Origin of the sequence: Marinifilum sp. D714, from assembly GCF_030851345.1 — a bacterium.
GTDB lineage: Bacteria > Bacteroidota > Bacteroidia > Bacteroidales > Marinifilaceae > Marinifilum.
The window spans coordinates 1-25375 of the sequence record NZ_JALPNU010000009.1; the positions used below are offsets into that span (position 1 = coordinate 1).

General features: G+C 36.0%; 17 protein-coding genes and 2 tRNA genes. 11 read left to right on the forward strand and 8 right to left on the reverse strand.

The window, feature by feature from the left end:
• Positions 1-213: 213 nt before the first annotated feature.
• A tRNA-Arg gene (locus tag M0051_RS10220) sits at positions 214-287 on the reverse strand.
• A 200-nt stretch (positions 288-487) separates the two neighbouring features.
• A tRNA-Arg gene (locus M0051_RS10225) sits at positions 488-561 on the reverse strand.
• A gap of 333 nt (positions 562-894) precedes the next feature.
• Here M0051_RS10225 and M0051_RS10230 point away from each other — a divergent pair.
• The 3 genes from M0051_RS10230 (at position 895) to M0051_RS10240 (ending at position 3450) form a co-directional block, all read left to right on the forward strand.
• On the forward strand, positions 895-1494 hold the full coding sequence (locus M0051_RS10230) for a YceI family protein (RefSeq protein ID WP_306741436.1): 600 nt from the start codon (positions 895-897) through the stop codon (positions 1492-1494).
• Positions 1495-1656: 162 nt separating this feature from the next.
• Positions 1657-2841: an alpha/beta hydrolase-fold protein gene (locus M0051_RS10235; protein ID WP_306741437.1), complete on the forward strand. Its 1185-nt coding sequence runs from the start codon at positions 1657-1659 to the stop codon at positions 2839-2841.
• A gap of 54 nt (positions 2842-2895) precedes the next feature.
• Complete coding sequence (locus tag M0051_RS10240) at positions 2896-3450, forward strand: heme NO-binding domain-containing protein (protein ID WP_306741438.1); 555 nt, start codon at positions 2896-2898, stop codon at positions 3448-3450.
• Here the strand turns inward: M0051_RS10240 and M0051_RS10245 are convergent.
• The 6 genes from M0051_RS10245 to ligA all read right to left on the reverse strand — a co-directional run bounded on the left by M0051_RS10245 (position 3442) and on the right by ligA (position 9713).
• Positions 3442-4854: a COG3014 family protein gene (locus M0051_RS10245; RefSeq protein ID WP_306741439.1), complete on the reverse strand. Its 1413-nt coding sequence runs from the start codon at positions 4852-4854 to the stop codon at positions 3442-3444. The genes M0051_RS10240 and M0051_RS10245 overlap by 9 nt on opposite strands.
• A gap of 48 nt (positions 4855-4902) precedes the next feature.
• The gene (lpoB, locus tag M0051_RS10250; protein WP_306741440.1) at positions 4903-5487 is read right to left on the reverse strand and encodes a penicillin-binding protein activator LpoB; all 585 of its coding nucleotides are present in this window, start codon (positions 5485-5487) and stop codon (positions 4903-4905) included.
• A 70-nt stretch (positions 5488-5557) separates the two neighbouring features.
• Entirely contained in the window at positions 5558-6451 is an 894-nt protein-coding gene (dapA, locus tag M0051_RS10255) for a 4-hydroxy-tetrahydrodipicolinate synthase (RefSeq protein WP_306741441.1), read from the reverse strand.
• A 1-nt stretch (position 6452) separates the two neighbouring features.
• Positions 6453-6995, reverse strand: a complete 543-nt coding sequence (locus M0051_RS10260) for a hypothetical protein (protein WP_306741442.1) — start codon at positions 6993-6995, stop codon at positions 6453-6455.
• Positions 6996-7101: 106 nt separating this feature from the next.
• A complete protein-coding gene (locus M0051_RS10265; RefSeq protein ID WP_306741443.1) occupies positions 7102-7689 on the reverse strand; it encodes a 3'-5' exonuclease in 588 nt (195 codons plus the stop codon).
• A gap of 14 nt (positions 7690-7703) precedes the next feature.
• Positions 7704-9713: an NAD-dependent DNA ligase LigA gene (gene ligA, locus M0051_RS10270; protein WP_306741444.1), complete on the reverse strand. Its 2010-nt coding sequence runs from the start codon at positions 9711-9713 to the stop codon at positions 7704-7706.
• A gap of 298 nt (positions 9714-10011) precedes the next feature.
• On the opposite strand from ligA, the gene M0051_RS10275 reads away from it, so the two are divergent.
• The 8 genes from M0051_RS10275 to M0051_RS10310 all read left to right on the forward strand — a co-directional run bounded on the left by M0051_RS10275 (position 10012) and on the right by M0051_RS10310 (position 25335).
• Positions 10012-10350, forward strand: a complete 339-nt coding sequence (locus tag M0051_RS10275) for a hypothetical protein (protein WP_306741445.1) — start codon at positions 10012-10014, stop codon at positions 10348-10350.
• A gap of 32 nt (positions 10351-10382) precedes the next feature.
• On the forward strand, positions 10383-11111 hold the full coding sequence (locus M0051_RS10280) for a LiaI-LiaF-like domain-containing protein (RefSeq protein WP_306741446.1): 729 nt from the start codon (positions 10383-10385) through the stop codon (positions 11109-11111).
• Between the two features lie 5 nt (positions 11112-11116).
• Positions 11117-12172, forward strand: a complete 1056-nt coding sequence (locus tag M0051_RS10285; RefSeq protein ID WP_306741447.1) for a sensor histidine kinase — start codon at positions 11117-11119, stop codon at positions 12170-12172.
• Complete coding sequence (locus M0051_RS10290) at positions 12169-12915, forward strand: LytTR family DNA-binding domain-containing protein (RefSeq protein WP_306741448.1); 747 nt, start codon at positions 12169-12171, stop codon at positions 12913-12915. Before M0051_RS10285 ends, M0051_RS10290 begins: the two co-directional genes overlap by 4 nt.
• Positions 12916-13172: 257 nt before the next feature.
• Positions 13173-15614, forward strand: a complete 2442-nt coding sequence (locus M0051_RS10295; RefSeq protein WP_306741449.1) for an outer membrane beta-barrel protein — start codon at positions 13173-13175, stop codon at positions 15612-15614.
• A 161-nt stretch (positions 15615-15775) separates the two neighbouring features.
• Positions 15776-20437 carry a hypothetical protein gene (locus M0051_RS10300; protein ID WP_306741450.1) on the forward strand — a complete coding sequence of 1554 codons (4662 nt, stop codon included), beginning with the start codon at positions 15776-15778 and terminating at the stop codon, positions 20435-20437.
• A 17-nt stretch (positions 20438-20454) separates the two neighbouring features.
• Positions 20455-24618 (forward strand): hypothetical protein, encoded by a 4164-nt coding sequence (locus tag M0051_RS10305; RefSeq protein WP_306741451.1) that lies wholly within the window; start codon positions 20455-20457, stop codon positions 24616-24618.
• A 9-nt stretch (positions 24619-24627) separates the two neighbouring features.
• A complete protein-coding gene (locus M0051_RS10310; RefSeq protein ID WP_306741452.1) occupies positions 24628-25335 on the forward strand; it encodes a DNA alkylation repair protein in 708 nt (235 codons plus the stop codon).
• Positions 25336-25375: the final 40 nt, after the last annotated feature.

Consider the following 25375-nt stretch of genomic DNA (forward strand, 5'->3'; position numbering starts at 1 on the left):
TCGTAGGTTTCGTGATCAGTCATCTTTGTGTTTCAATTTTACTCGTACAAAGATGTGTGTTTAGAAGTTTCCCCACAAGTTTTTTACTTGATCCTAGCTATGCACGATGATGATATCAGCAAATAGCAAAAAAAAATCGCCACCGGATGAAGGGTGACGATTTCTTAACCTGGAAGGGTGGAAGCCCCTTTGCTCCAAGAAAGATTTTTAGAGTGAACACGGAGGGAGTCGAACCCCCAACCTCCACAGCCGTAATGTGGTGCACTATCCAGTTATGCTACGCGTCCGTTGGTCTCTTAAAAAAGAGGCTGCAAATATAGCAGTTTAAATTTTATTGATGCAAACGAATTTGCATTTTTTTTGTCATTACATTTCAGAAATGACTTCTTTCAAAAAGAAAGATTTAAAAATCGTTACCGGATGAAGGGTAACGATTTCTTAACTTGGAAGGGTGGAAGCCCCTTTGCTCCAAGAAAGACTTTTAAAGTGAACACGGAGGGAGTCGAACCCCCAACCTCCACAGCCGTAATGTGGTGCACTATCCAGTTATGCTACGCGTCCGTTTTCCTTAAAGGCGCTGCAAATATAGGGGTTTTAGCTTGTTTTATGCAAGCCTTTTTTCTCTTTTTTTTGAAAGTTTCTTTGGTAAATATTCTAAGCGGTTTGTAAGTAGAAACTTACAAAATAAAATATTTTTTCAATTGACGCCTTATTCTGTATTTACTTTCATTTTTAACATGCCTTTAACAAGAATTTATGCTAGTTGCTCGGGAATATTTCCTTAAATTTATTTGGAATAAAAACAAATAGTGTATTGAGATTGTATTCCATACTGTGAATCTCTCATTCAAATCGATTCAATAATTTTAAATTATCAAATAAAAAACGGAAAATATGAAACGAACCATTTTAAGAAAAACAGCATTCCTTGTGGTATTGGCTTTTGTTTTTACAATTAGTGCTAGTGCTGATGGTGGAAGCAAGAAATTAAATAGTGAAAAAAGTAAGGTTGAGTGGTTGGGTAAAAAAGTAACTGGTGAGCACTCAGGAATCATAAAAGTGTCCGAAGGAAGTTTGATGCTAAATGGAGACAAGCTTGAAAAAGGGAGCTTTGTGGTTGACATGACATCAATTGAAAATACCGATATTAAAGATGATGGCTATAAAGCCAAGCTGGAAGGACATTTAAAATCGGATGATTTCTTTGGTGTAGAAAAATATCCCGAAGCAAAATTTGAAATGCTGAAGGCTAAGAATTTGGGCGATGGAAGTTATGAAGTACATGGTAATATCACCATTAAAGGCATTACCAAGCCAATTAGTTTTAATGTACATATGCATCATCATGGCAACGATTTGCACGTTAGTGGTAAAATTGTGATTGACCGAAGCCAATTTAATGTGAGGTATGGATCGGGAAGTTTTTTCGATAATTTGGGAGACAAAACCATATATGATAATTTTGAATTGACCTTAGATCTGTATTTACAATAAGCGTTTGATAATAATTAAAACCGAATTCAAAATGAATTCGGTTTTTTCTTGATAATATCTCTGCATTAATCATCTTAAATAATTAGTTAATAAAGGAATGCTTTTTTCATATTGTAAATAATTGTATTTTAATAAGGTTAAATCCACTTAAACCCTACTTGTATGAAGCGAAGTATATTTGCTACATTATTATTGATTTTTTGTGTGAGTAGTTTATTTGCAAAGGTTAATCCTAAAAACCTTATTAATGCCAATGTATATTCTACAATTTTAAAGGAAAATAGAGACTTGCAAATTCTATTGCCAAATGAATTCAAAGATACTTATTTTAGTTACCCGGTTATTTATTTGCTGGATGCTGAGTCTAACTTTGCCACAGGTGTTGAGGTGCTGAGTTTTTTGATGGACAATCATTTTATTCCCCCTCATGTTGTAGTTGGCATACCCAATACAGATCGATTTAGAGATATGACACCGGTAGATTCGGTTTTGAATAAAACCATATTTCCGAGCAGGGGTGGAGCCGATACCTTTTTGCAAGTTCTCGAAACGGATATCTTTCCATTTGTAGCAAAGGAGTACCGAGGCAGTTCTCGTCGTTTGGTAATGGGGCATAATTATAGCGGATTGTTTGTAATGCATGCCTTTCTCTCACGTCCCGATATGTTTGATCGATACATGGCTTTTAGTCCAATTCTATGGTGGAATGATACGGCCATGCTTCATGATATGGACCTGTTTTTTACGAAAAACTCCAGCGTACGCAAGCATTTGTTTATGAGCTTTGCCAAAGAGGCTAAAAATATGCTGGAAGCTTGTAAAGAGCTTACCAAATTATTGGAAGAGAAAGCACCTGTAGATTTAAAGTGGAAATATGAATGGATGCCCGATGAAGATCATTACAGCTTGTATAGAAAAAGTTTAATGAGAGGGATGGAAGTGATCTTTAAGGATTACAAATACCCAAGTGTTGAAGATTTGGCAAATGGTGGTGTAGGAAGTGCAAATGGTTTTTTACGAGATGTTATGCTGAATTATGGTAGAAAGGAAAAATTACCATACTCTTTGCTGGAAAGCGTTTGTTTGCAATTAAAGCAAGAAGAAAGATATGATGAAGCCATAAAGTTTTTAACCTACACATCGGTTAATTATCCTGAAAGGGCAGAACCATACTTTTATGCCGGTGAAATTTATGAATCTACAAATAAACCAAAGCAGGCATTTAAGTTTTATGAAGCAGCACATCAGAAGGATAAGGGAAGATGGGATTATGAGCAAAAGTACCTGGCAATTCAAAAACTATTGAAAGAATTGCGTAACAAGGAACAAAACAAAGCTTCACTTTAATACTTTGGATAATAAAAAATATATACTCTCGTTGTAGTAATTAAATTGGATTGAATGAAAGGAATATTTTTTACTGAATTGCTGGAAATGGCAGAAAGAGAGTATGGCTCTCAGGCGGTAGACAAAATCATTCCATTTTTGGAGGTTGGAGATCATGGTGTGTTTAATGCCAATATGGATTATCCTTATACACAATTTCATGATCTAATCCATCGTCTGGCGAATGAAGTTCGAATTGCTTCAACCGATTTGACCAAGCTTTACGGAGAGTATCTATTCAGTCGCCTGATTATAATCTATCGTCCACATTTTGCAGGAAATTCGGATATTTTCGAATTCTTAGAACAGATCGACTATTTTATTCATGTAAAACTTCAAGCCGATTTTCCTCACCAAGGCATTCCTGGCTTTAAGGCAGAAAGGATCAGTCAAAACAAATTTGCAGTAAGTTACCAGTCGAAATATGATCTTATCGATCTGGCTATCGGGTTATTTATGGGCTGTCAAAAGTTCTTTAATGAAGATCTAACGGTTAGCGCCGAAATAAAAACCGAATTCGAAAAGGAATGGGTCTATTTTACCTTAAACAAATCAAATGTCCTAGTTTGATTCCATATTGTGGAAAGTATAGAAGCTGGTTTTTCCCGCTTTTATAATCACCTGTACCTTGTGATTGTTCACGGAACCATCTGGAGAGCTAACTTGTAGGTTTAAGTTGTTCTCACCTTCTTTCAATCTTATTCTTTTGTAATGGATACTATGAGGCAATGTTTGCCAGTTTCTGGTATCGGCTTTCTCGGTTACTGCATTTAAAAGGCCAACAAACATTCCTAATGTGTCATCTTTGCTGCGGGCATAATTTTCCAAAGCTTTTTTAGTTGCCAGGCGCAATAAGGAATTTGCCATTTCTCTTAGCATTCTATCGCGAAGAGATTTAAAGGCAATGGCATTAATATCCTCTGCTTTTTCCAATGGATAATGGATTGTATCGTTCACCAGAATAGAAGCATTGGTATATATTGGCATTCTTTCCCGGTATTTTGGGAATGCGACTCTAACAAATTCCAAATCGTTTAATGAATTTCTCTTGTCGCTGTCCATATTGCCAACATAGAAAGGAAAACTAACATCTTCCCCTTCGTTTACCATGGTAAGGTATCCATCTCTGCTATTTAGCGCACTAAAGTTAATGCTCCATTCATCTTTTACCGGGCCCAAACCTGTAAGCCAAATAAAAATTAAATCCCCTTCATCTTTATTGCTTTTAATAAAATCGAAGCCAAATTTTTCTTTGTAAAATTCGTACTCCTGATTTAAACCGGTTAGGTAAGCAGTTCTTAGCATATCCTCTTTAAGTTGTTGAGGAGCAGGAGTGCCAAAGTTTTTGGTGTAATTTTCTTCGTAAATCTTAAAAGCATTGCGATATGCAATAAAGGCATTGTTATAATCCTTTGAAGAATCATAAATTAAGCCCATTAGAATGTGAGCAAAAGCATCATCGCTGTAGCGGTTTTTATAGTTTCTTGGGTACTTGTCATTTAAAGCATAAAGCTTTTCGTTTACCCTTCGGCATTCAATTAATGCAGATTCGGTATTGCCCAATTCCAAATAGCTTAAAGCTTTGTAGAAATTTAGCATTACATTTTCGAAATCTTCAGGGATGTATGGTTTTGTTGCCGGATTGGTTAGCAATGCCAAGGCTTCGTTGGCAATGTTTTTTCTCTGGTCTTCAATGAACAGGTCAGCTTGATTAAAATAATCCGTAGCCTTTTGGTAATCTTGTTGCATCCATGCAAGAGTACCCTTATTCAAAAGGTATAGAGAACGATTTTTATTTCTTTTGTTTTTTGGATCCTGATCAAGTGTTTTTTCGGCATTGGCAATATCTCCATTAAGGAAGTACTGATTGAATGCCTCGTTTTGTGCATAGTAAGTTGCACATCCTGAAAAGAATAAACTGCTAACAAATAGAATTAAAATAAAGACCTTGTTTGTAGGAAGCATATTGTTCATTGCCGAAGTAGAGAAGAGAAGGGAAGACGAATCTTCCCTTATTAAACTTTATCGATTAACGTATTTCTTGATTTTTTTATCACCCATCCAAACCAATTCGTTTGTTTCAAGATTAGTTAATTCAAGATTTAATTGGTAATATCTTACCTTTTCTTTCTTGTAACTATCAATAATAGAGGTGATGTCTCCTTGAAGGATAAAGTCAGCTCCTAATTCACGTCCCCATTTTTTAATGGTTTCCTTAGAAGCGAAATCTTGTTGATCTGCTCTTTCTTGTCTCAATTCTTCTCTTTTAGCACCAGCTTGAACCAAGCGCACACGGCCGTCGTTCAAAATTGCTTTTTCAATGTCTTTGATATAAGTATCAGCATCGATATGCTCAGAGCTTTTGTTCATGATTAAACCAACGGTTACCACTGGTTTTTTATTGAACTCTTTTTGATAATCAGAAATCCAACCTTGATTAAGTACCTGATCAATTAAAGCTTCGGCAGCCAGTTTGGAATCGGTATCGTTCCAACGGCCACTTAAATCAATTTGCTGATCTGGAGAAACTCTTGTTACTTGTCTTGAACATGAAGCAAAGCTTATCACTGCAAGAGCGAAAACAAATAGGCGAAATGAGTGTTTCATATAACTAATCATTTTTGTTTGTAAAATTCAATTTAAGTGTAACTATTAAACTTTTTTTAGAAAACAATATTTATGCCATACTATTAATCTCTTCCTTTAAATTATTTAGTTTTTTGTAAAGTGATTCGCTTACCGGAACCAGAGGAAGTCTTAAGTTGTTCAATATAATTCCTTTTTGATGAAGTATGGCTTTTACACCTGCAGGATTACCTTCTTCAAAAATACCTTTAATGATATCGAAAAAAAGATAATGGGTTTGTAAAGCTTCGCTTTTTCGTTCTAATGCTTGTGTCACCATGCTGCTAAACTCATTCGGAAAAGCATTACCAATAACCGAAATTACTCCTGAAGCACCCAATTGAATCATTGGATAAGTAAGCGCATCATCGCCTGATATTAGCATGAAATGATCAGGTTTGTTTTTGATGATTTGCATGATCTGTTCCATATTACCAGAAGCTTCTTTAACTGCGATAACATTATTCAATTCATTGGCAATACGAATGGTGGTATCGGCATTGATGTTAACACCAGTTCTGCCCGGAACATTGTAAATGATTACAGGCACCGGACTTGCTAAAGCGATTTCTTTGTAATGTTGGTAAATTCCTTCTTGACTTGGTTTGTTATAGTACGGCGCAACCGATAAAATTGCATCGATTTTGTCAAAAGAATTGAATTGATTGATTTGTTCAACAACTTCTCTGGTATTGTTGCCTCCAAATCCTACCACCAATGGTACTCGATTGTTATTGATTTCAATTACAGAGTTGATTACAGCTGCTTTTTCATCTTTAGATAAGGTTGCTGCTTCTCCTGTAGTTCCCAATACTACCAAATAGTTTACCCCATTGGTAATTTGAAAATCTACAAGCTTGTGTAAAGAATCGAAATCAACATCACCATTGTCGAGAAATGGGGTAATAATGGCAATTCCTGTTCCTTCAAATTTATTAAGTGTCATCTTAGTCTTTTTTTATTAGTGATAGGTAGTTAAGGCTTTCTGTTATTAAATTATCAATGGATTTATTATTTCCCTGATTAATCATTAAATCCAAACGACCACTTTGATCCGATGCAGCACCCACTTTACAAGCCGCAGCGGACAATTCTGCCAGGTATCTAAATGAAATGTGATCCGAATCAGACAAGATAAATAGCAGATCGAATCTTTGGTTCATAAAGTTGATTAACTCTTCAGAAATTGGATGCCCCGACCATTTTACATCCTTATTGGTATAAAAAATGATCTTTTGAGCTACACCAAAATCAGGTAATTCATTTGCATTTATCCAGCCAACAGCTTGAACGTCATACCCTTTTTTGCTTAAATCATCGGAAAACTTCTTCACCCTTGGATAATTCTTATCATCGAGAGTATCGAATAGAATTCCAATGTTTTTTGCACTTTGCAAATTATGAAATTCTTTTTTTCTTGGATTTTTGCTTAGTTTATTATTAATAATACGATTAGCAAGCTTTTCTTTGATATTTTGGATAAAACTCATTTTCAGAATACTAGTTTAAATTCAGACTTGTCGTCAAGAGGCTTTAGTTTACAAACTTATTTGAAATGACAAGTTATGAAAAATTTTTAAGCCTAATTTATGTAGCCTATTTATATTTTTTAGGAGATTGATAACCACCGTTAAAAACTTTCCCAGGCTTTATTTTTATCTCCTTTGCAAGATCATTCATGTTTTTTGCACTAATGCTTTTACAAGCTTTAATTGCAATTTTTGCACAAGCTAAAGTGTCCTCAAGTGCATCATGATGCTTTAAGGGAATATCAAATAGATGTGCTAGAGTATTGAGTTTATGATTGGGCATGCTTGGCCACAAATACTTGCTTATTTGAACGGTACACATGTAATCAAAGTTTGGATTTGGAATCCCATAGGTTTCCAAACAGGCACGTAGTACGGAAACATCGAAACTTGCATTGTGTGCAATTACCATACTATCTTGTAAGTAATCCTCCATTTCGTCCCAAATGTAATTAAAGCTTGGTTGGTTGGCTACATCATCTTCAGTAATGCCATGTATGCTAACATTAATGGGATGAAAGTACATTTCAGGAGGTGAAATTAACCATTCCCGACTGTCAATAATTACACCATTTTCAACTTTAACCAAACCAAGCGAACAGGCAGAATTTCTTTTGCCATTGGCGGTTTCAAAATCAATTGCGGTAAAATTCATATGCTATACCTGACTTAGGATTTGATCTTTTCTAAAAATTCGTCTTCGGAAATCATTGGTATACCAAGTTTTTCAACCTTTGCCAATTTGCTAGGGCCAATTTTTTCACCAGCCAGTAAAAAGCTTGTTTTTTTAGAAATCGAACCAACATTTTTACCCCCATGCAATTCAATTAATTCTTTCAATTCATCACGTGAGTGCTTTTCAAAACTTCCTGAAATAACAATGGATAGGCCTTCCAATTTATTGCTGCCTCCTTCGGAATCAGAAACTTCTTTTTCCAACTGAAGTCCATAAGATTTTAGTTTGCTGATTAATTCCTGATGGTATTCATCCGAAAAATATTCAACAATGCTTTCGGCAATTTTATTCCCGATTTCGTCTACTTCTATCAACTCCTCTACAGTTGATGATGCCAATTGATCAATGGAAGGAATGGCTTTGGCCAGTTTTTTGGCAACAGTTGCGCCAACATATCTTATCCCTAGTGCATACAATACTCTTTCGTAAGGAACTTGCAGTGAGTCTTTAATACTGTTTAATATTCTATCAGCCGATTTATCGCCCATACGTTCCAAAGGAACAATATCTTCCTTCTTTAGGATATATAGATCAGAAATATCCTGAATCAAGTTTTCTTTAAACAGCAGATCAATGGTTTCTTCTCCCAGACCATCTATATTCATCGCTCGTCTGCTAATAAAGTGTTCGATTCTACCTTTAATTTGAGGAGGACAAATTCTGTCATTCGGACAGTAGTGATTTGCTTCTCCATCTTTGCGAACTAGTTTGCTATCGCATTCAGGGCAATTTTCGATGAATTCTATTTTGTCTGCCCCCTTAATTCTACTGGCTTCATCTACACCAACAATTTTGGGAATAATTTCTCCACCTTTTTCAACATAAACGGTATCGCCTTCATGTAAATCCAAATTGTTAATGATATCGGCATTATGAAGTGATGCACGTTTTACCGTTGTTCCTGCCAAAAGTACAGGTGCTAAATTGGCAACAGGTGTAATTGAACCTGTTCTTCCCACCTGGTAAGTAACTTGCTTCAATTGAGTGGATACTCTTTCAGCTTTGTATTTGTACGATATTGCCCAACGTGGTGATTTTGCTGTAAAACCTAATTCTTCCTGTTGGTCAATTGAGTTTACTTTTATAACAATTCCATCGATAGGAACTGGCAAGCTATCACGTTTTTCATCCCATGATTTTATAAAGTCGATTACTTCATCGATATTGTTGCAAAGAGCAGTGTGAGATGGAACTTTAAAACCCCATTTTTTAGCTGTCTGCAGATTGTCAAAGTGTTCTTTTTTAGGATTGTTTACGCCCAATAAATAGTACAGGTAACAATCTAATTTTCTTTTAGCAACAATAGCTGAATTTTGCATTTTAAGTGTTCCCGAAGCTGCATTTCTTGGATTGGCGAATGGTGTTTCTCCGATTTCTTCGCGCTCCTTGTTGAGTTCTTCAAATACTGAAAAAGGCATTAAAATTTCGCCTCTAATCTCAAATTCTTCAGGATAGTCGTTTCCGCTTAACTGCAATGGTACCGATCGAATGGTTTTTACATTTGCTGTTACATCATCACCTCTTACTCCATCGCCTCGGGTAACCGCCTGAACCAATTTTCCATTCTTATAGGTTAAGGAAATGGATGTGCCATCGTATTTTAATTCGCATACATACTTTATTTCATCATCAATTAATTTCTGAATTCTGGTTTCAAAATCGCGAATTTCATCTTCGGAATAGGTGTTCCCTAATGATAACATTGGGTATTTGTGTTCTACCTGATTGAATTCAAGGTTGATATCGCTACCAACACGCTGAGTGGGTGAATTTGGATCCTTAAATTCAGGATACTTTTCTTCCAGCTCCATCAACTCTTTCAATAGCATATCAAAATCGAAATCTGATATGCTTGGTTGAGATAAAACGTAATAATTGTGATTGTGTGTATGTAATTGATTGCGAAGTTCGTCAATACGAAGTTTTGCTTCTTGTTGGTTCATAATCTAATTGTGATCAATTTGTGAATAGCCTTAAAGAATAAATCATCTTCAGGAATTGTAAAAATAGTAAACCTTAAGCTTAATTTTACATGCTTTTGGTGGAATCTTTTATTGGTTGAATTAATGAATTGATGCACAGTTGGGAATAATATCAAATTTGTTGACACAATTAAATTATCTGAAATGTCATTTACCGATTCACATGTTCCATTAACCGATTTGCTATGAAATTAAAAGAACATTTGTAATAATTTAGTGATACGATAAAATTATTGATGTGAAACCTTAATCAAACCATATGGATGAACATAGAAGAAATAAAAGCCTTTTTGTAGGCATTGGATTAATAATAGTTGGTTTAGTTGTTATGCTTGAACGACTAAATTTTCATTCTGATTTTATTTGGACCTGGTTGTATCGTTGGGAGTCTATACTGATTTTAGTAGGCTTGCTATCAATTGTTATCAAAAGGAAAATTTTAGGTGGTTTTGCAGCTATTGCAGTTGGGGCTTATTTTCTGTTGGATGAAATGATTTTTATGCCAGTTAATTGGGAAGTTTGGTTTTTACCGATAGCTTTAATTGTAGCGGGAGTGGCATATATATTCCAACCTGTCTCAAAAGAATGTAAGAAATAAAGTATAAATTAACAGTTTAAAAATATAAAGTTATGAAGCATCATTATCATCATAAAGATCAAGAATCAAAACAAAATAACAGAATAATTTTTGGTGTTTTTCTAATCCTGTTTGGCTGCCTGTTGGTATTGAAAAATCTGGATATCTTTCCTTATTACATGAAGGATGTTATTTTTTCGTGGCCAGCATTGTTATTTGGACTGGGAGCACTCTTTTATGCTGGAAAAAAGGATAAAACTACTGGATTAATTTTAATGGGAGTTGGTGGAGTTTTTCTATTGCCAATTATCTTCGATTGGGGATTCCATTGGAAGGGATTATTCTGGCCGGTAATTCTTATTGTTGTGGGAATCTTTATCATCAGAAAAAGAAATGAATGTATGCCTGGCGGTAGAAATATTGATAGTAATGATACAGGGTATATTGATGAGTTGAATGTGTTTGGTGGAGGTGAGAAGATGATCAATACCAAAAATTTTAAAGGAGGTAAAATTACTTGTTTGTTCGGTGGTTCAGAAATTAACCTAACCAATGCAGATTTGGCAGAAGGAACCAATGTTATAGATGTTTTTGCCATGTTTGGTGGTTGTGTTTTAATTGTTCCTTCCGATTGGGATGTTAAAGTTGAAGTTTCGGCAGTTTTAGGAGGAGTTGCAGATAAAAGAATGCCAACTACAAATTATGTGGTAGAGCCTAAAAAAGAACTGGTTATTAAAGGATTGGTTGCTTTGGGAGGCTGCGAAATTAAATCGTATAAATAATAAAAATGAGGCATCCATTATTACGGAATTATTATGGAATACCAATTTATATTGGTGCGTGGATTTTATTCGTGTTACTTCTCTTTATAATTGGGTGGTATTTTGATGGAAATGACTTATATTCCTCCTTTGTAAACTCGTTTAGCTTCTCGTTGCCTTTGTTTATTCTTGGGGCATGTGTTTGGTATGTAGTTCGTTACATTAGTATGGATGAATCCGGAATTTTGGGTTTTATACTTCATCATTTAACTGCAGGTGCGATTGTAGTTGGGATTTGGGTTTCCGCGGCATATCAAATTCGAATTGGCTTTTTTGGTGAAGATCCAGATGGAATTAACTATTTTATACCAATACATTGGCAGGTGTTTTTCGCATTATGTGTATACGATTATCTAATATTGGTTTATTATTTGATCATTTATTACAGAAACTTTCAGGATAAAACCATTCAGGAATCGGAACTTAAAAACCTGGTGAAGGAAGCTGAATTAAATGCCCTAAAATCACAGATAAATCCACATTTTTTATTTAATAGTTTAAATTCGGTCAGTTCACTTACATTATCAAGTCCGAAATTATCGCGGGAAATGGTTGTCAAATTGTCTACTTTCTTAAGATATTCCTTAGGGCAAGATTTAAAAGAGTTAAATAGTTTATCAAATGAGTTGAATAATATTCGTCTGTATCTTGATATTGAAAAGGTGAGATTTGGTGAGAGATTATTATTAGATTTTAATTCTACCTCTGATTGTGAAAATTTGAAGATACCAAATTTAATCTTACAACCTATATATGAAAACGCAATTAAATATGGGGTTCATGAAAGTATACAGCCTGTTACAATACTTACTAATTGTGAAATGATTGATGATGTACTTAAAATTACAATTAGCAATAATTTTGATCCGGAATCCATTCCTCCAAGAGGCAATGGTATTGGATTAAGAAATATACAGGAACGATTACGTTTAATTTATGGAAGAACTGATTTGATGAAGATTGTTAAAACCGAAAATCAATTTACCGTAAATTTAGAATTCCCACAAAATATACAAGCATGATAAAAGCAATAATTATAGATGATGAATCCCTTGCCAGAGATTTGGTGTCTAACTATTTGGATTCTGAAAGCGATATTAAAATTATAGGAGAGTACTCGAATGGTTTTGAGGGATTAAAGGCGATCAATGATTTACATCCAGACTTGGTGTTTTTAGATGTGCAAATGCCTAAATTAACTGGATTTGAATTGCTGGAATTACTGGATAGACCTTGCAACATCGTATTTACTACAGCTTACAACGAATATGCAATAAAAGCATTTGAACACAATGCCATTGATTACTTGTTGAAACCATTTTCGGAGGATAGGTTTCTTGCTGCTTTGGCTAAAGCAAAAGAAAGAATTTTGAATTCTACTGACAGTCAAGACCAGATTGAAAAAATTAAATTACATAACGATGAATCAGAAGAATTAATCAATAGAGTTGTTATCAAATCAAGAAACAAGATCGATGTAATTGCAGTTGATAAAATTAAATATTTTGAAGCTCAAGATGATTATGTAATGATTTATACAGCTGATGGGCGATACCTAAAGCAAAAAACAATGAAGTATTTTGAATCACATCTGAATTCCAGTGAGTTTTGTAGGATTCATCGATCATATTTGGTTAAAATAGATCAAATTTCACAATTGCAACCATATGAGAAAGACAATTGGGTTGTGATCTTAAAATCAGGAGAAAGTTTAAAAGTTAGTCGTAATGGATTCAAACTTCTTAAAAAACAATTTGAGATTTAATCTGATGAGGACGAAGAAAAATTCGCTATTACATAATTGTAGTAGCGTTTTTTATTTATACCCACAAAACAGCAACAATAAGTGCCTTTTGCTGAATTTGTAATTTTATAAAATTTAAGTGAAATGATTTAAATAATAGATAAGAGTATTTGTTTTTATTATAAATATTAAAAATATTTTTAGATCACTGTTTTCATTTTCAACATAATCATATATATTTGTGTTGCCCAACTACAATTAACTAATCTATAACTACAATGAACCTAAAATTTACTTACGCCAAGAGTGCGTTCATTATTATTTTGATTTGTGTTTTTACTTCTCATTTGGCTTTTTCACATAACCAGCCAAATGAAAAAAGGAATTCGTCACTAAAGGGAAAAATAGTTGAAAACCAATCAAACAAACCATTAGAATTTGCAACCATTTCCATTTACTCTACTGATAGTTCAAAGCTTGTAAGTGGAACAATATCTAATAAGAGAGGCGATTTTTTACTGGAACAATTAAATGCTGGATCCTATTACTTTAAGGTTGAGTATATGGGGTATTCTACTTATAAAAGTAATCTGTTCGATATTAAGAATGGAGAAATTAAGGAACTAACCAATCCTGTGAAGCTTGAGATTAGCACAAAAGCCATTTCAGAAGTTAAGGTTGAAGGAAATAGAGAATTTTCCAAGGTTGAACTTGGTAAAACGGTTTACAATGTTTCCAAATCTCCAGTTGCCGATGGTGGAACCATAAATGAAGTTTTAAATACTCTTCCGAGATTAAGTGTTGATGCTGAAGGAGCTATTCAATTTAGAGGAAGTTCAGATGTTAAGATTTTAATTGATGGTAAAATCAGTGGTCTTCTAGGTATGAATCCTGCAGAAGTTTTAAATAGTATGTCTGCTCATGATGTAGATCGTGTTGAGGTAATTAGTACATCTTCAGCCAGATATGATGCCACGGGGGCTGGAGGAATCATCAATATTATCATGAAAAAGGACAGGGTAAAAGGCTTTAATGGTAGTGTTGCTGCAACGGTAGGCACCAAGGATAAAAAGTCAGGTGGTTTTAGCGGAAACTATCGTACTGGAAAAGTGAACTTCTTTGGTTCCTATAATTATAAAGATGATTGGGCAGGGCGAGATTACAATGTGCAAAGAGAAATTAAGAAGGAAGATGTACATACTCTTCTATTGGAAAATGCAGATGTTGATTTTGGGAATCGATATCATATTGGAAAACTGGGTTTGGATTATTTGATCAATAATAATAACACCCTAACTTTTTCAGCCAAGTACCAAGACGTTCTTCAAAATTGGAATGGAAACTATGATTATACTCGTACAAATGTTATAAGTAGTGCAATGCCAATTGTTGATTATAGAACCAGTGCGGTTGATTTAGATATGAATTCTTGGGTTTACAACGCTTCATATATCCACAAATTTGCCAAGAAAGGGGAAACACTTTCGATAGACCTGGCTTATACTGATAATGCTGCAGATAATTCTGGTAATTATGCAGAGTATCTTAACATCCAATCTTTTGGGCAGGATCTATTATTTGGATCAGATGTGAACGCGACTAGCTTGTATTCAGATTATTACAAAACAGCAAGAAAAGAGGCTGTTGCTCAGGTAGATTATGTGCTTCCAGTAGGGGATAAAGGTAAGTTTGAAACAGGTTACCTATATCGTAACAATGAAATAGATTACAAGGTTGGATCAGCTACTGATGATTTTAATTACGAAGAAAACATTCATGGTTTGTATGCCATGTATTCTGGTTCGAAAGGAAAGTTTGCCTACGAATTGGGTCTTCGTGCAGAATATTCAGATATAAATACCAATAAAGAATTTAAGGATGATTATTTGGATCTTTTTCCGAGTGTTCACTTGTCGTATCAGATTTCGGATAAGAAGCAGTGGCAATTGGCTTATAGTAGAATGATCTATCGACCTAATTCAGGAATGTTAAATCCTTTCCAAAATCTTCGAGATCCTGAAAATCAAAGATATGGTTCGCAAAATATTGAAGCATATTACAATCACAACATTGAAATGTCGATGGCTTTCGATAGAGAAAAGGCCAGTTACAAAACAACTTTATATGTGAATTATTATAAGAATCTAATAAATCAATATCGCTTTATTGATGATGAAACCAATGAATCTATTGTTCAATTTGGTAATTTCGATTCAAAATTTTTCTCTGTATTAGAGTTTGAAGGATCAACCAAGCTAAATAAGTGGTGGAGTTTGAATGGATATGTGGCAGGTATTTATGAGGAAACAAAGCCAGGAGAAGGATATAAATTTGGTACACGAGATATGTGGGAGGTTACTGGAAAAGTAACATCAGTTATGAACTTTAAAAAGTGGTTTAAACTTCAAGCAAGTTTCCGTTATCAATCTGAAATATTGGTTGCGCAAGGAAAATACCAAAACCTGTACTATGTAGATCTAGGCTTAAGTAGAAAAGTCTTAAAAGGAAGAGGACGTTTGTCTTTTACGGCTAATGACATATTTAATACTTTCAGATTTAAGGTTCATACTTCAGATCCTGAGTGCTATAATAAGGAAATTAAATACAGAGAAACTCAAATTGCCAAATTAAGTTTTAGATACTTTTTTGGTAAGCGATATAGAATCATGAGAGCTAAACCGAAAAAATCAGGAATGCGACATTCCGAAAATGACATTTAATACGATTACAAATCAATATAAAGCTTCATCATAAGGTGAAGCTTTTTTTATCATTACTTTAATCAAAATTTATTTATACTCAATAAAAATAAATCTGTTTTCTGCTTGACATTCAGCTCTGTCTTTCTTAATTTCTATTCTATTGGATAAACCGGAGGGATATGAGCTTGAAGTTATTGGATATTAAGAAGCTGAAAAATGCTAGAAGTATTGACAAGAACAATAAACCCAAATCAAGAAGCAGAAGAAATTTTCTGAAAGGTTTGGGATTTGGATTTCTTGCTTTTCAACCTTCTTTAAAGGCATTGGGAAAGGCTGTTGGGAATGATATACAATACAGAAAGAATGGAAAATCGATTACTTTATACTCTCAGGAAGGAAATTCTTGGAATATCAATTTGAATTCTTTTGATGGTAATCCAAAATTGTATTTTCGAAAGAAACAGGAAGATTATTATTTAATTCTTCGTAATGCTTTTTATCCAGGGACCAGTTTGCCAATGGATTTTAAAGCCATTCTCTACAATGATTTATCGTGGAGAATAAAAATCACTTTTACAAAACTTAATATATCGGAAGATCTAAGTCTGACGGATTGGATCAATGGTAATACTCAGCTGAATTCATTTGTTTATCTTCATCAAAGAATAGAATTGAATAATCGGTATTCTTTGGATATTGAAGATCATTATCATTTTATCATTGATAAGTTTTGGAAAATAACTTTACGTGGAAAAGATCTGGCAAATTACAAACTCAATGATTTTTCTGGTACTGCTGAACGAATTTGTTTCAGTTTTCCTGTTAAGGAAGATCTTAGTTATTTTAACTCCAATTTTGAACCAAAACTGAAATTGAGTATCACAACTCAAAATGTAGAACCATTTCTTTCAAATTGGAAAATTATGAATGGTTCAGAATTGAATAGTTGTAGGGATGTACAGCATCATGTTCAAATATTAAAATCTGTGAGGCTTTCAGAAAGATCTTCATCAGTGATATTGCTTGATGAAGAGGATGTTAAGGAGGCAAATGGCTTTTTATTTCATAAGAAAGTAAAAAATGATCTAGAAGAAACTCTTAAACTTTATCGTTCACAACTTGCAATTGAGTTCAATCATGATTTAGAAAATTTAGTTTTCATTGCCAGTATTGCAAATCATGGAATTTGGACAAAATCCTCCGAGGCTTCATACCAACTAATTAATTCAAATGAAAAAGCTGCATTTGAAATGCATGGTACAAATGGTAGAATAAATTCTGTAAACGGATTGGCACATGTAGCTGCTACCAAATACCTCTTACCTGATGCCATTAGTTTGGCAGTTGAATATCCGGAGAAGCCAGTCATTGAAATAGAGTATCAGGATCAGAAATTGCAATCGAAAAAGAAGATTGTAATTGATTCCCGTTTGGGAAAGATTAAAATTAAAGAGAAGGAAATCATACGATTGAGTGTTCTTCGACCTGAGGATATGCTTTTTCTTCAGTTTGAGTTTTACAATTTCAAATACATAAAAAAGGATCAACAAAGCTTTTTAGAAATTAACAATACGAAGAAGCCAGCAACTATGGTGGTGGTTTTTCCTCCTCAACATACATTGGAGCAAGCCTTTTGGGAGAACAATTCATTGCCGGGAGGAGAGGGAAATGAAAATGTAATATTACCTGCAAAATATATACGTAGTGGTAAAAGTAGATTGGTATATTCAGTTCCTTCCAACTTTAAGGGGATGCCAATTATTATGGAGGAATTGTTAAACTGGTCACGTTTTAAGTTAAGGGTAAATTATCGTGCAAGGGTATTGGAGCCAGTTAAACTAGTAATTAATAAATTTCAGAATCTTGGTTCTTTTATTGATAAGAAAAGTACTAGCAAACCAAAAACGATTAGCAAACAGAGCTTAAACATTGCGAAATATTCAAAGAATCGTTTAAGTAGCAGATCTCTTTATAGTAAAGATCAGTTATCAAAGAATTTACCTGCTGAAGTAAGTGGGCAGCTGTATGCAAAGATTAACTATGCAGCATTGAAAGCCAATTTGTTGGAGATGAGAAAACCAAACCTGTTGGAAACCTCTATTGAGGCGCCAACCAGACTATTCATTTCGCCCAATCAATTGGCTGGTTTTGCTCATCAGCAGAGGATTCATTTAAAGGATCATAAAGAAATCCCAAAAGGAAAAATTCAGAATCTACAATTCAATAATCCATTAATAAGCAATAAAGGGGAGTTGTCGGAACTGTGGCATTCACGCATGGGTGTGCGCTTAAAAAATGGGGAGATTGATGAAGATGGAATGGAAGGATTTAGAAGCATTCGTGCACTTTGGGCCAGGGATGCATTCAAAAAATTAACTCCTAAGCCACAAAGAAATAAGCCGTTCCGAACAGCCTTAGATGGTAGGGATCGACACAATATCGTTCATCAGACTTCGAATTTTACCATCAAGTCTTACACGCCAAGAGCTGTGAAGGCCAAGCAATTCATGATGTCATCCTTAGGCGCATGGATTGATTTCAACGCAAACTTTAATTACCCGGATTTTCATGCACAGCCTGATTTGGAGCTTTTGGAATGGGAACATCTTTCCACTTTAGGGAGAGATCACTATGTAAAAGTGGTGGAGGCAGGATTTCTGTTTCCATTTGGGCATACAGCAGCACTGGTGAAAATTACAGAGAGAAAACCAGATAAAGCAACAAGAGCAGCTGTGAATCGACAAAGAATGTACATTGTCATTCTTGAGCCTGTTGTGTACTACCAAATGAGAGATCAGCAGAATGGATTTATTCCTTTTCCTTTCCAAACCGTTGAGTTGCCAGCTACACGCACACCAGATTTGGATGCTCCTGTTGATTTGGTGAATTTGGGTGGTGATTATAACTTCTTGATTCGTAGCGGAGGTACGGATTTAATTTTTGATTTGCTATTGGTTGATCAGGAAGGGCGAGAGCAGAAAATAAAATTGCCATTGATATTTATAGGCAAGTCGGCTGCTTATAATGAAACCAAATCAGAGCAATTGGTAGATGTATACAACGCTGAGATGAATCGATTCAAGGCCGATTTCAACTTGCAAAAGGTGGCCTATTCTCCTTCATTGATAGAAGATGATACAACATTCGAGACAAGAGGAATCGATTTTGGAGCTTTGTCTCTTGAAAATAAAGCAGCTACAGTGCTGAAGTTTCATCCTAAGGTGAAGACTGCTTCGGTTAAGGTAAAGGCAATCGAAGAATTAACCGGAAATCCTGACCCTGTGAATATTGAGTTGCAAGATGATGAAAATGCAGCCAAAGTATTTGCCAAGGTTCTGGACAATTTAAAAGCTGATTTTTCAAGCGGATCAGATAAGTCCGGTGGATTTATGTGTCCCAATACACAGGTTACCTCCCTTTCGAAGTTGAAAGGACCTTTGGGAGGAGCAGTGGATAAGTTACAAAAACTGGAATTTGATCCGGCAGAGTTTTTTGCCTCTTCGGGTGATATGCCTGTTGCCAAGCTGTTTGGTGTGGTGTCCATTTTCGATTTACTATTGGGCAATTTGAATTTTGGGGATCAAGGGAATCAACAGTCTGAAGCCTTAAGTGGAATCAGTCAGCAAATGGAATCCTTAAAGGAGGACATCCTGGAACAGCAAGCCATTTTGGAGACAGCTGCTGAGGATGCTCAGGCAGCGATTGAACAGGAGATTCAGAATTTGAGAAATCAATTGGAGTCGAAAGTCAATGAATTGGAACAGCAATTGACCAGTCAGATTCCTCGAATCCCAAATTTTAATGCATACAAAACCGATAAGGCATTTGTGGTAGAATATCGTTGGATACCGGAAATGGAAGCCAGTAAGTCTTTATTTGGAGGATTTCTAACGGTAAATGTTCAAAAACCAAGTGAAGCATTGCAAGTGTTAAGTAAGCTAAGTAGGCCTTTCGATACTTCACAAAAAACACAGTTTGGTGTAAATGCATCTTTCACTGATTTTTCTGTTGAGATCAAAGAATTGATTCGGGTTAGTTTTAAATCTCTGAAGTTTGGAGGAGGATCGGGTAAGAAAGCTGATGTGAAAGTGGAAATGGCGGAAGACGATTCAATTCTCTTCCTGGGGCCATTGAGTTTTGTAAATCAACTGCAGAATTTGATTCCTTCCAATGGATTTGCTGATGGACCATATATGAAATTATCACCTGCAGGAGTTAAAGCTGGCTTCGATTTGGCTATACCGAGTGTAGAGGTCGGTGTTTGTACCATTGCAAATATGACACTGGGAGCTGGAGTTCATCTGCCATTTACAGGAGCTCCACTTACCCTTTCCTTTAATTTCTGTAAGCGTGAATCACCATTCCTATTAACGGTTTCTGCATTTGGTGGTGGAGGTTATTTCCTGATGAAAACCAGCGTAAAAGGATTTGTTGGAATGGAGGCGGCTTTCGAGTTTGGTGCAGCCTTATCCATGAATTTTGGAGTAGCAAGTGGAGGTGTATCTGTAATGGGTGGTTTCTATTTCAGTATGGAAATCGTGGATGATCATACCGAAACCATACTAACAGGTTACATCCGTTTTAACGGATATTTATCGATACTTGGAATCATAAGTCTTTCCTTGGAAATTTATTTGGCTTTTGTCGCCATGTTCCAGAATGGAAAGGTTGAAAAATTATATGGTGAAGCCATTGTAAAAGTGAAGGTTGAAGTGTTATTCTTCAGCAAAACTGTGACTTTAACAGCTCGAAGAGAATTAAAGGGAGCCGATGCAGACCCAACCTTCCAAATGATTATGGAAGAAAACGATTGGCTGGAATATTGCCAAGCTTACGCTTAAACAATTAACAATTAGCAATGAAACAAAAAATCATATTCACCTGTTTGCCACATCGAATTGATGAACAAGAAAAATTGCGATTTTCGGTGCAGGTAAGTTTGCGCCTCGAAAATGCAAGTTCAAGCACATTAGCTAGTTTTCCTGATATGAAGAATTGGCCTGCAAAGTTGAAGAACTCCAGCTTTAAGCTAAGATTGAAAAATGGCAATGAATATGATATAGATCTGAATTCAAGTGTGCTTGATGAAGATCTCTGGGGGAAGTTAATGCACAAGGATATTCGTGTAGATGGTTTTCAGCAAGAAGATTTAACGTCCAGTAGAATTCATTCCTATCCAATCAAACATGTGCAGAATTTTGTATTGGATACCTACAAAAGGCTTGGTGTTCAAAATCCGGATCGATTGATTGAACCCAAAGACTTGAGCGACCCGAAAAGTTTGGGACAGATTTCGAAATTTAAAAAGCGAGATACACCAAAACCACAGGAAAGCAACACAACGGTTGCTGGTAGAAGGGTATTTAAGGAATCAGATTTTTTAGATGTGGATGAATCTGCTTCCAGACGATTGGATGAACTCAGAAGAAAGAATGGATTCGTTCCTTTCCAGCAACAGGCCAATCCTAAAATGGATTTCGCACAGTTTAGAGATTTTCATAAAACGGATCGCCCAACAAGATATGAGCCTTTGGCTAAGATCAAGAAACCTGAATTCGAGTTTCATGATATTATGGCGGTGGTCAGTACTTATCCGCAAATTCAAAGAAAATTGGGGGTTGTGCTTGACTTTAGTATGGATATTCCCAATGGATTTCCTGCAAATCATTCCATGCGATTGATCATTCAGGATATTGATTTTACAACGAATACGGAAGTTTCGGTTCCTTTAACAGCTTATCGCTACACCGAAAAAGGATTTTATGCAAAATCAAAGGAGGGATCGGATATCAATTTGGGATTTGTGAAAATCAATACCGATAAGTTTACAGCTTTTCAGATTGATACCGATGGGGTTGCCTTGAAGGTAAACCAGATGGTGGATAATAAGATTCAGGAAGAGGTGAAGTTGAAAATTGTGGAGTTGGATCTGGGTAAAAGTGAACGATTCAAAAATGGAGTAATCCCAGCAGATGAACCTGAAAAAGAAGGACTGCCAAGTTTACGATCGGCAGGAATTGGAATTGCACGAAATGGAATGGGACAACACTTAAATGCCAGGTTTATTAAAGCAAAACAACTGCAAGCCAAGATCATCGATCCGTCGAAAATGGATGACAGTTTAAAACTCATCCTTTCTGATGAAAGACTATATGCAGAAGATTTGGTACAAGGCTACAGAATGGATGTTGCTTATTCAACAGAACCAGAGAAGTGGTATTCATTGCACATGAGAAAAGAATCTTATTCCTACTTCGATTCCAGTAATGTTGAGGAGTTTATTGATGATATTAATGCAGATGAGGGATTTATACAAACTGCAGCTGCCGAGGATACTGAGAATGCCAGTGAGCTTTTTGTTGGTGAGAACATGATTCGCTGGGAAGGATGGAGTTTATCGGTTCCCAAACCTGGTTTTGCCATTAATGAAGCTGAGGATGAAAATGTAGATCCATCAAAACGCGTGGACTATGTGAATACATCAAAGAATGTGGAGGCAAAGAAATATGAGTTTGATTCCACCAGGGAGTTTCGACTACATACCAAAACAGAAACGGTTAAGGGAACATTACCAAGATTGCGTTTTGGAAAGGATTATATGCTACGTGTGAGAACCGTGGACATGGCTGGTAATAGTGTGCCGCTCGATTCTCAACCTGAAAAAGTAAGTGAGGCTGTTATCCGTGGTTTTAGATATTATAGGTATGATGCTTTGATGAATCCGGTATTGCTTTTGGGATCGGAATTGAAAGATGGTGAGGCTTTGGAAGAATTGGTAGTTCGAAGCAATTACAATATGAACACCGAGGAGTTCCAGGGGCGTTATGGAAATGTGGATTCAAGTGAAAATACAAAGGCAACAAGACATTTCTTACCGCCAAGAAATTCTCAATTGATTGCAGAACAACATGCCAGGTTCGATAAGGCTTTTGGGAACAATCCTGAACTTGCCAAGGCATTGTATGAATTGATCAGTTCGAAAGAAGTACAGTTGGAAAAAGGAGAAAATGGTAAGGAAAAGGTGTACAAAGGAGATCAGGTGGATCTGGTTTATTTGCCTGATCCTGCAGCTGCAGGTTTAGCTCTATTTCTGGCTGATGGATATGATGATTCGCATTCACAAAATTTTGAGCCAAGACTGTTCAGCTTCTTCGGCAATGATGAATTGAGTCCGAATAATACCAATATCAACCTTTCAGATGAGGAGTGGTATAAAGCCAAATCCTTGCGCATTCAGTTGGTAGAAGGAAGTACTGCGTTTAATTGGAATGCTGCTGCTCGGGTTTTAACGGTAGCTCTGCCAAAGGGTGAAAGAATCAAACTGAGATTTTCTACTTTCTGGAATGAGAAGGATCTGGAGGAGTTTTCCGGGATGTGGCAATTGCTGCAGGAAGACAACCCGGGGAATATTACAAAGCTTAAAGAACTGGCAAAAACAGGAAGACACTGGATGATTAGTCCGGCACGGGAAATTGAATTGACCCATGCAGTTCAGCAGCCTGTAGATGCTCCTCAAATCGAAATCATTAATCCGGATAAGAATTACGACGATACGCATGCATGGCTGCATACAAGGTTTTCAGTTCATGGATTTTCAACTCATAAGATAGAATACAAAGCACGTTGGAAGGACAGAAGAGATGATCCAAGAACGGTTGAGCCCGATTGGGTATACCATTCGGATAATGTGGAAGAAATCGATATTCAATATCACGATAAAACTGTGGATAAAGGAAATCTTCCAGAGAAGAAAGATCTTTCCAAACAAATTGCCATTCAGGGACAAGTCAATCCGGCTAAAAAACAACTAAAAGTGAGTCTGGCAAGCGAATTCAGTGGTGCATTACAGCACAAGTTTGGTGATACCAAGCACCGATATGTGGATTATCATCCTGAAGCCACAACACGATATGCTGAGCATTTCGACAAGCTAATCAAATCGGAAGGACTGGAAATTACCAGGGATGGTGAGTGGTACGAAAAGGTGAACATTTTGAGTTCGGATAGACCGAAAATACCATTTGTTGATTATGTGATCCCAACATTCGAGTGGAGAAAGACCAAAACAGCTATGGCTATGCGTCAGCATCGTTTGGGTGGCGGTTTGCGTGTGTACCTAAAACGTCCTTGGTTTTCGACTGGCGAGGATGAGATGTTGGCTGTAGTGTTGCCGGGATCAGATCCATCGAAGATATCACAGACCATTGCTGCATTAGGAACAGCTGGGTTCAACACCATGTTTACCCATTGGGCACAGGATCCAATTCGTCCATCGAAACCTGGAAGTATGAACTATCCTGGCATCAATGATTTTAGACACAATCCAAGTGTTGACAAGGGATTAATATACCCCGGAAAGGAGAATGTAAAGGTAAATGCAATTACTTATCCTGTAGAGTTTGACAAGGAACGAAAGTTATGGTATGCCGATTTTGCCATCAATCATGGCAAGATGTATTTCCCATTCGTTAAATTGGCTTTGGCCAGATATCAACCACATTCGGTTCGTAAAGCTGGGCGTGATGTTTGTTTGTCTTCCGTTGTGATGGCCGATTACATTCAGTTGGTACCTGAGCGAATTGCAACGCTTACCTTTAAAAAGGACAATATGAATTCTCGATTTACCCTCCAGATTGAAGGAGTGATATCCAATGCATTGGATAGAAATGGAAATACAGGGAATTATTTGGATATTAGTTTCCTCGATCCAGAATTGGTTCAGCCTGTATACGGAAGTGTAAGTGATGGTAGAAATGAGGAGAGTTTGGAAGATGAGGGAGTAAGAATTCCCATATCAGGCAGTGTGGTAAAAAACAATTACTATACAATTGTTCGTGAGTTTAAGTTGAGCAGAAGATATAAAGACCAGCCTTTGCAGGTAATTGTGCAAGAATTTGAAGGATCGCCGCCAGCAAGAGGAAATATAAGTAGTGTTACAAGTGGTGTAAATGAAGAAAACCAGCCGAGGTTGGTTTATGCTGATGTGTTTAAAATTAATGCGCCAAATCTGGATAAGAAATAATAGAATATAATGACCAAAGAAGAAGTTTTCAAAAAGTTGGAATACTACGGAAATGAAGGAACCAAAAATGTACTCATAAAACATGGAGCCCGTGAGCCGTTTTATGGTGTGAAAGTACAGGATTTGAAGAAAATTGTGAAGAAGATTAGAAAGGATTATCAACTTTCTTTGGAATTGTATGATTCAGGGAATTCAGATGCGATGTATTTGGCTGGGTTAATTGCAGATGAAAAGATGATGACTAAAGCAGATCTTCAGAAATGGGTGAAAGGTGCATATTGGTACATGATTAGTGAATACACGGTGCCTTGGATTGCAGCAGAGTCTCAATTTGGTTTTGAATTGGCATTGGAGTGGATTGAATCCAAGGAAGAAAACATAGCAGCTGCCGGTTGGTCAACTCTTTCGAGCCTGGTTGCTTTTAAGACAGATGAAGAATTGGATTTAGAATTGCTAAAGAGACTTTTATTACGTGTTGAAAAGGATATTCATACTTCATTGAATAGGGTAAAATATACCATGAATGGTTTCGTGATCTCGCTTGGTGCTTATGTGATAGAATTAACCGATTTGTCCATGGAGATTGCAAAGAAGATTGGTAAAGTAGATGTGTACATGGGAGAAACATCATGCAAAGTACCTTTTGCACCAGAATATTTACAAAAAATAATAGATAAAGGAAGATTAGGAAAAAAGAAAAGAACAGCTCGATGCTAATAGAAAAGTATAGTTCAGCTTTTGCAAAATCAATATCATT

Coding starts and splice junctions, on each gene's coding strand:
- M0051_RS10245 (WP_306741439.1), bottom strand. CDS start 4,854: ATGAACAATATGCTTCCTACAAACAAGGTCTTTATTTTAATTCTATTT.
- M0051_RS10310 (WP_306741452.1), top strand. CDS start 24,628: ATGACCAAAGAAGAAGTTTTCAAAAAGTTGGAATACTACGGAAATGAA.
- M0051_RS10275 (WP_306741445.1), top strand. CDS start 10,012: ATGGATGAACATAGAAGAAATAAAAGCCTTTTTGTAGGCATTGGATTA.
- M0051_RS10285 (WP_306741447.1), top strand. CDS start 11,117: ATGAGGCATCCATTATTACGGAATTATTATGGAATACCAATTTATATT.
- M0051_RS10295 (WP_306741449.1), top strand. CDS start 13,173: ATGAACCTAAAATTTACTTACGCCAAGAGTGCGTTCATTATTATTTTG.
- M0051_RS10240 (WP_306741438.1), top strand. CDS start 2,896: ATGAAAGGAATATTTTTTACTGAATTGCTGGAAATGGCAGAAAGAGAG.
- M0051_RS10305 (WP_306741451.1), top strand. CDS start 20,455: ATGAAACAAAAAATCATATTCACCTGTTTGCCACATCGAATTGATGAA.
- lpoB (WP_306741440.1), bottom strand. CDS start 5,487: ATGAAACACTCATTTCGCCTATTTGTTTTCGCTCTTGCAGTGATAAGC.
- M0051_RS10265 (WP_306741443.1), bottom strand. CDS start 7,689: ATGAATTTTACCGCAATTGATTTTGAAACCGCCAATGGCAAAAGAAAT.
- ligA (WP_306741444.1), bottom strand. CDS start 9,713: ATGAACCAACAAGAAGCAAAACTTCGTATTGACGAACTTCGCAATCAA.
- dapA (WP_306741441.1), bottom strand. CDS start 6,451: ATGACACTTAATAAATTTGAAGGAACAGGAATTGCCATTATTACCCCA.
- M0051_RS10280 (WP_306741446.1), top strand. CDS start 10,383: ATGAAGCATCATTATCATCATAAAGATCAAGAATCAAAACAAAATAAC.
- M0051_RS10300 (WP_306741450.1), top strand. CDS start 15,776: ATGAGCTTGAAGTTATTGGATATTAAGAAGCTGAAAAATGCTAGAAGT.
- M0051_RS10230 (WP_306741436.1), top strand. CDS start 895: ATGAAACGAACCATTTTAAGAAAAACAGCATTCCTTGTGGTATTGGCT.
- M0051_RS10290 (WP_306741448.1), top strand. CDS start 12,169: ATGATAAAAGCAATAATTATAGATGATGAATCCCTTGCCAGAGATTTG.
- M0051_RS10235 (WP_306741437.1), top strand. CDS start 1,657: ATGAAGCGAAGTATATTTGCTACATTATTATTGATTTTTTGTGTGAGT.
- M0051_RS10260 (WP_306741442.1), bottom strand. CDS start 6,995: ATGAGTTTTATCCAAAATATCAAAGAAAAGCTTGCTAATCGTATTATT.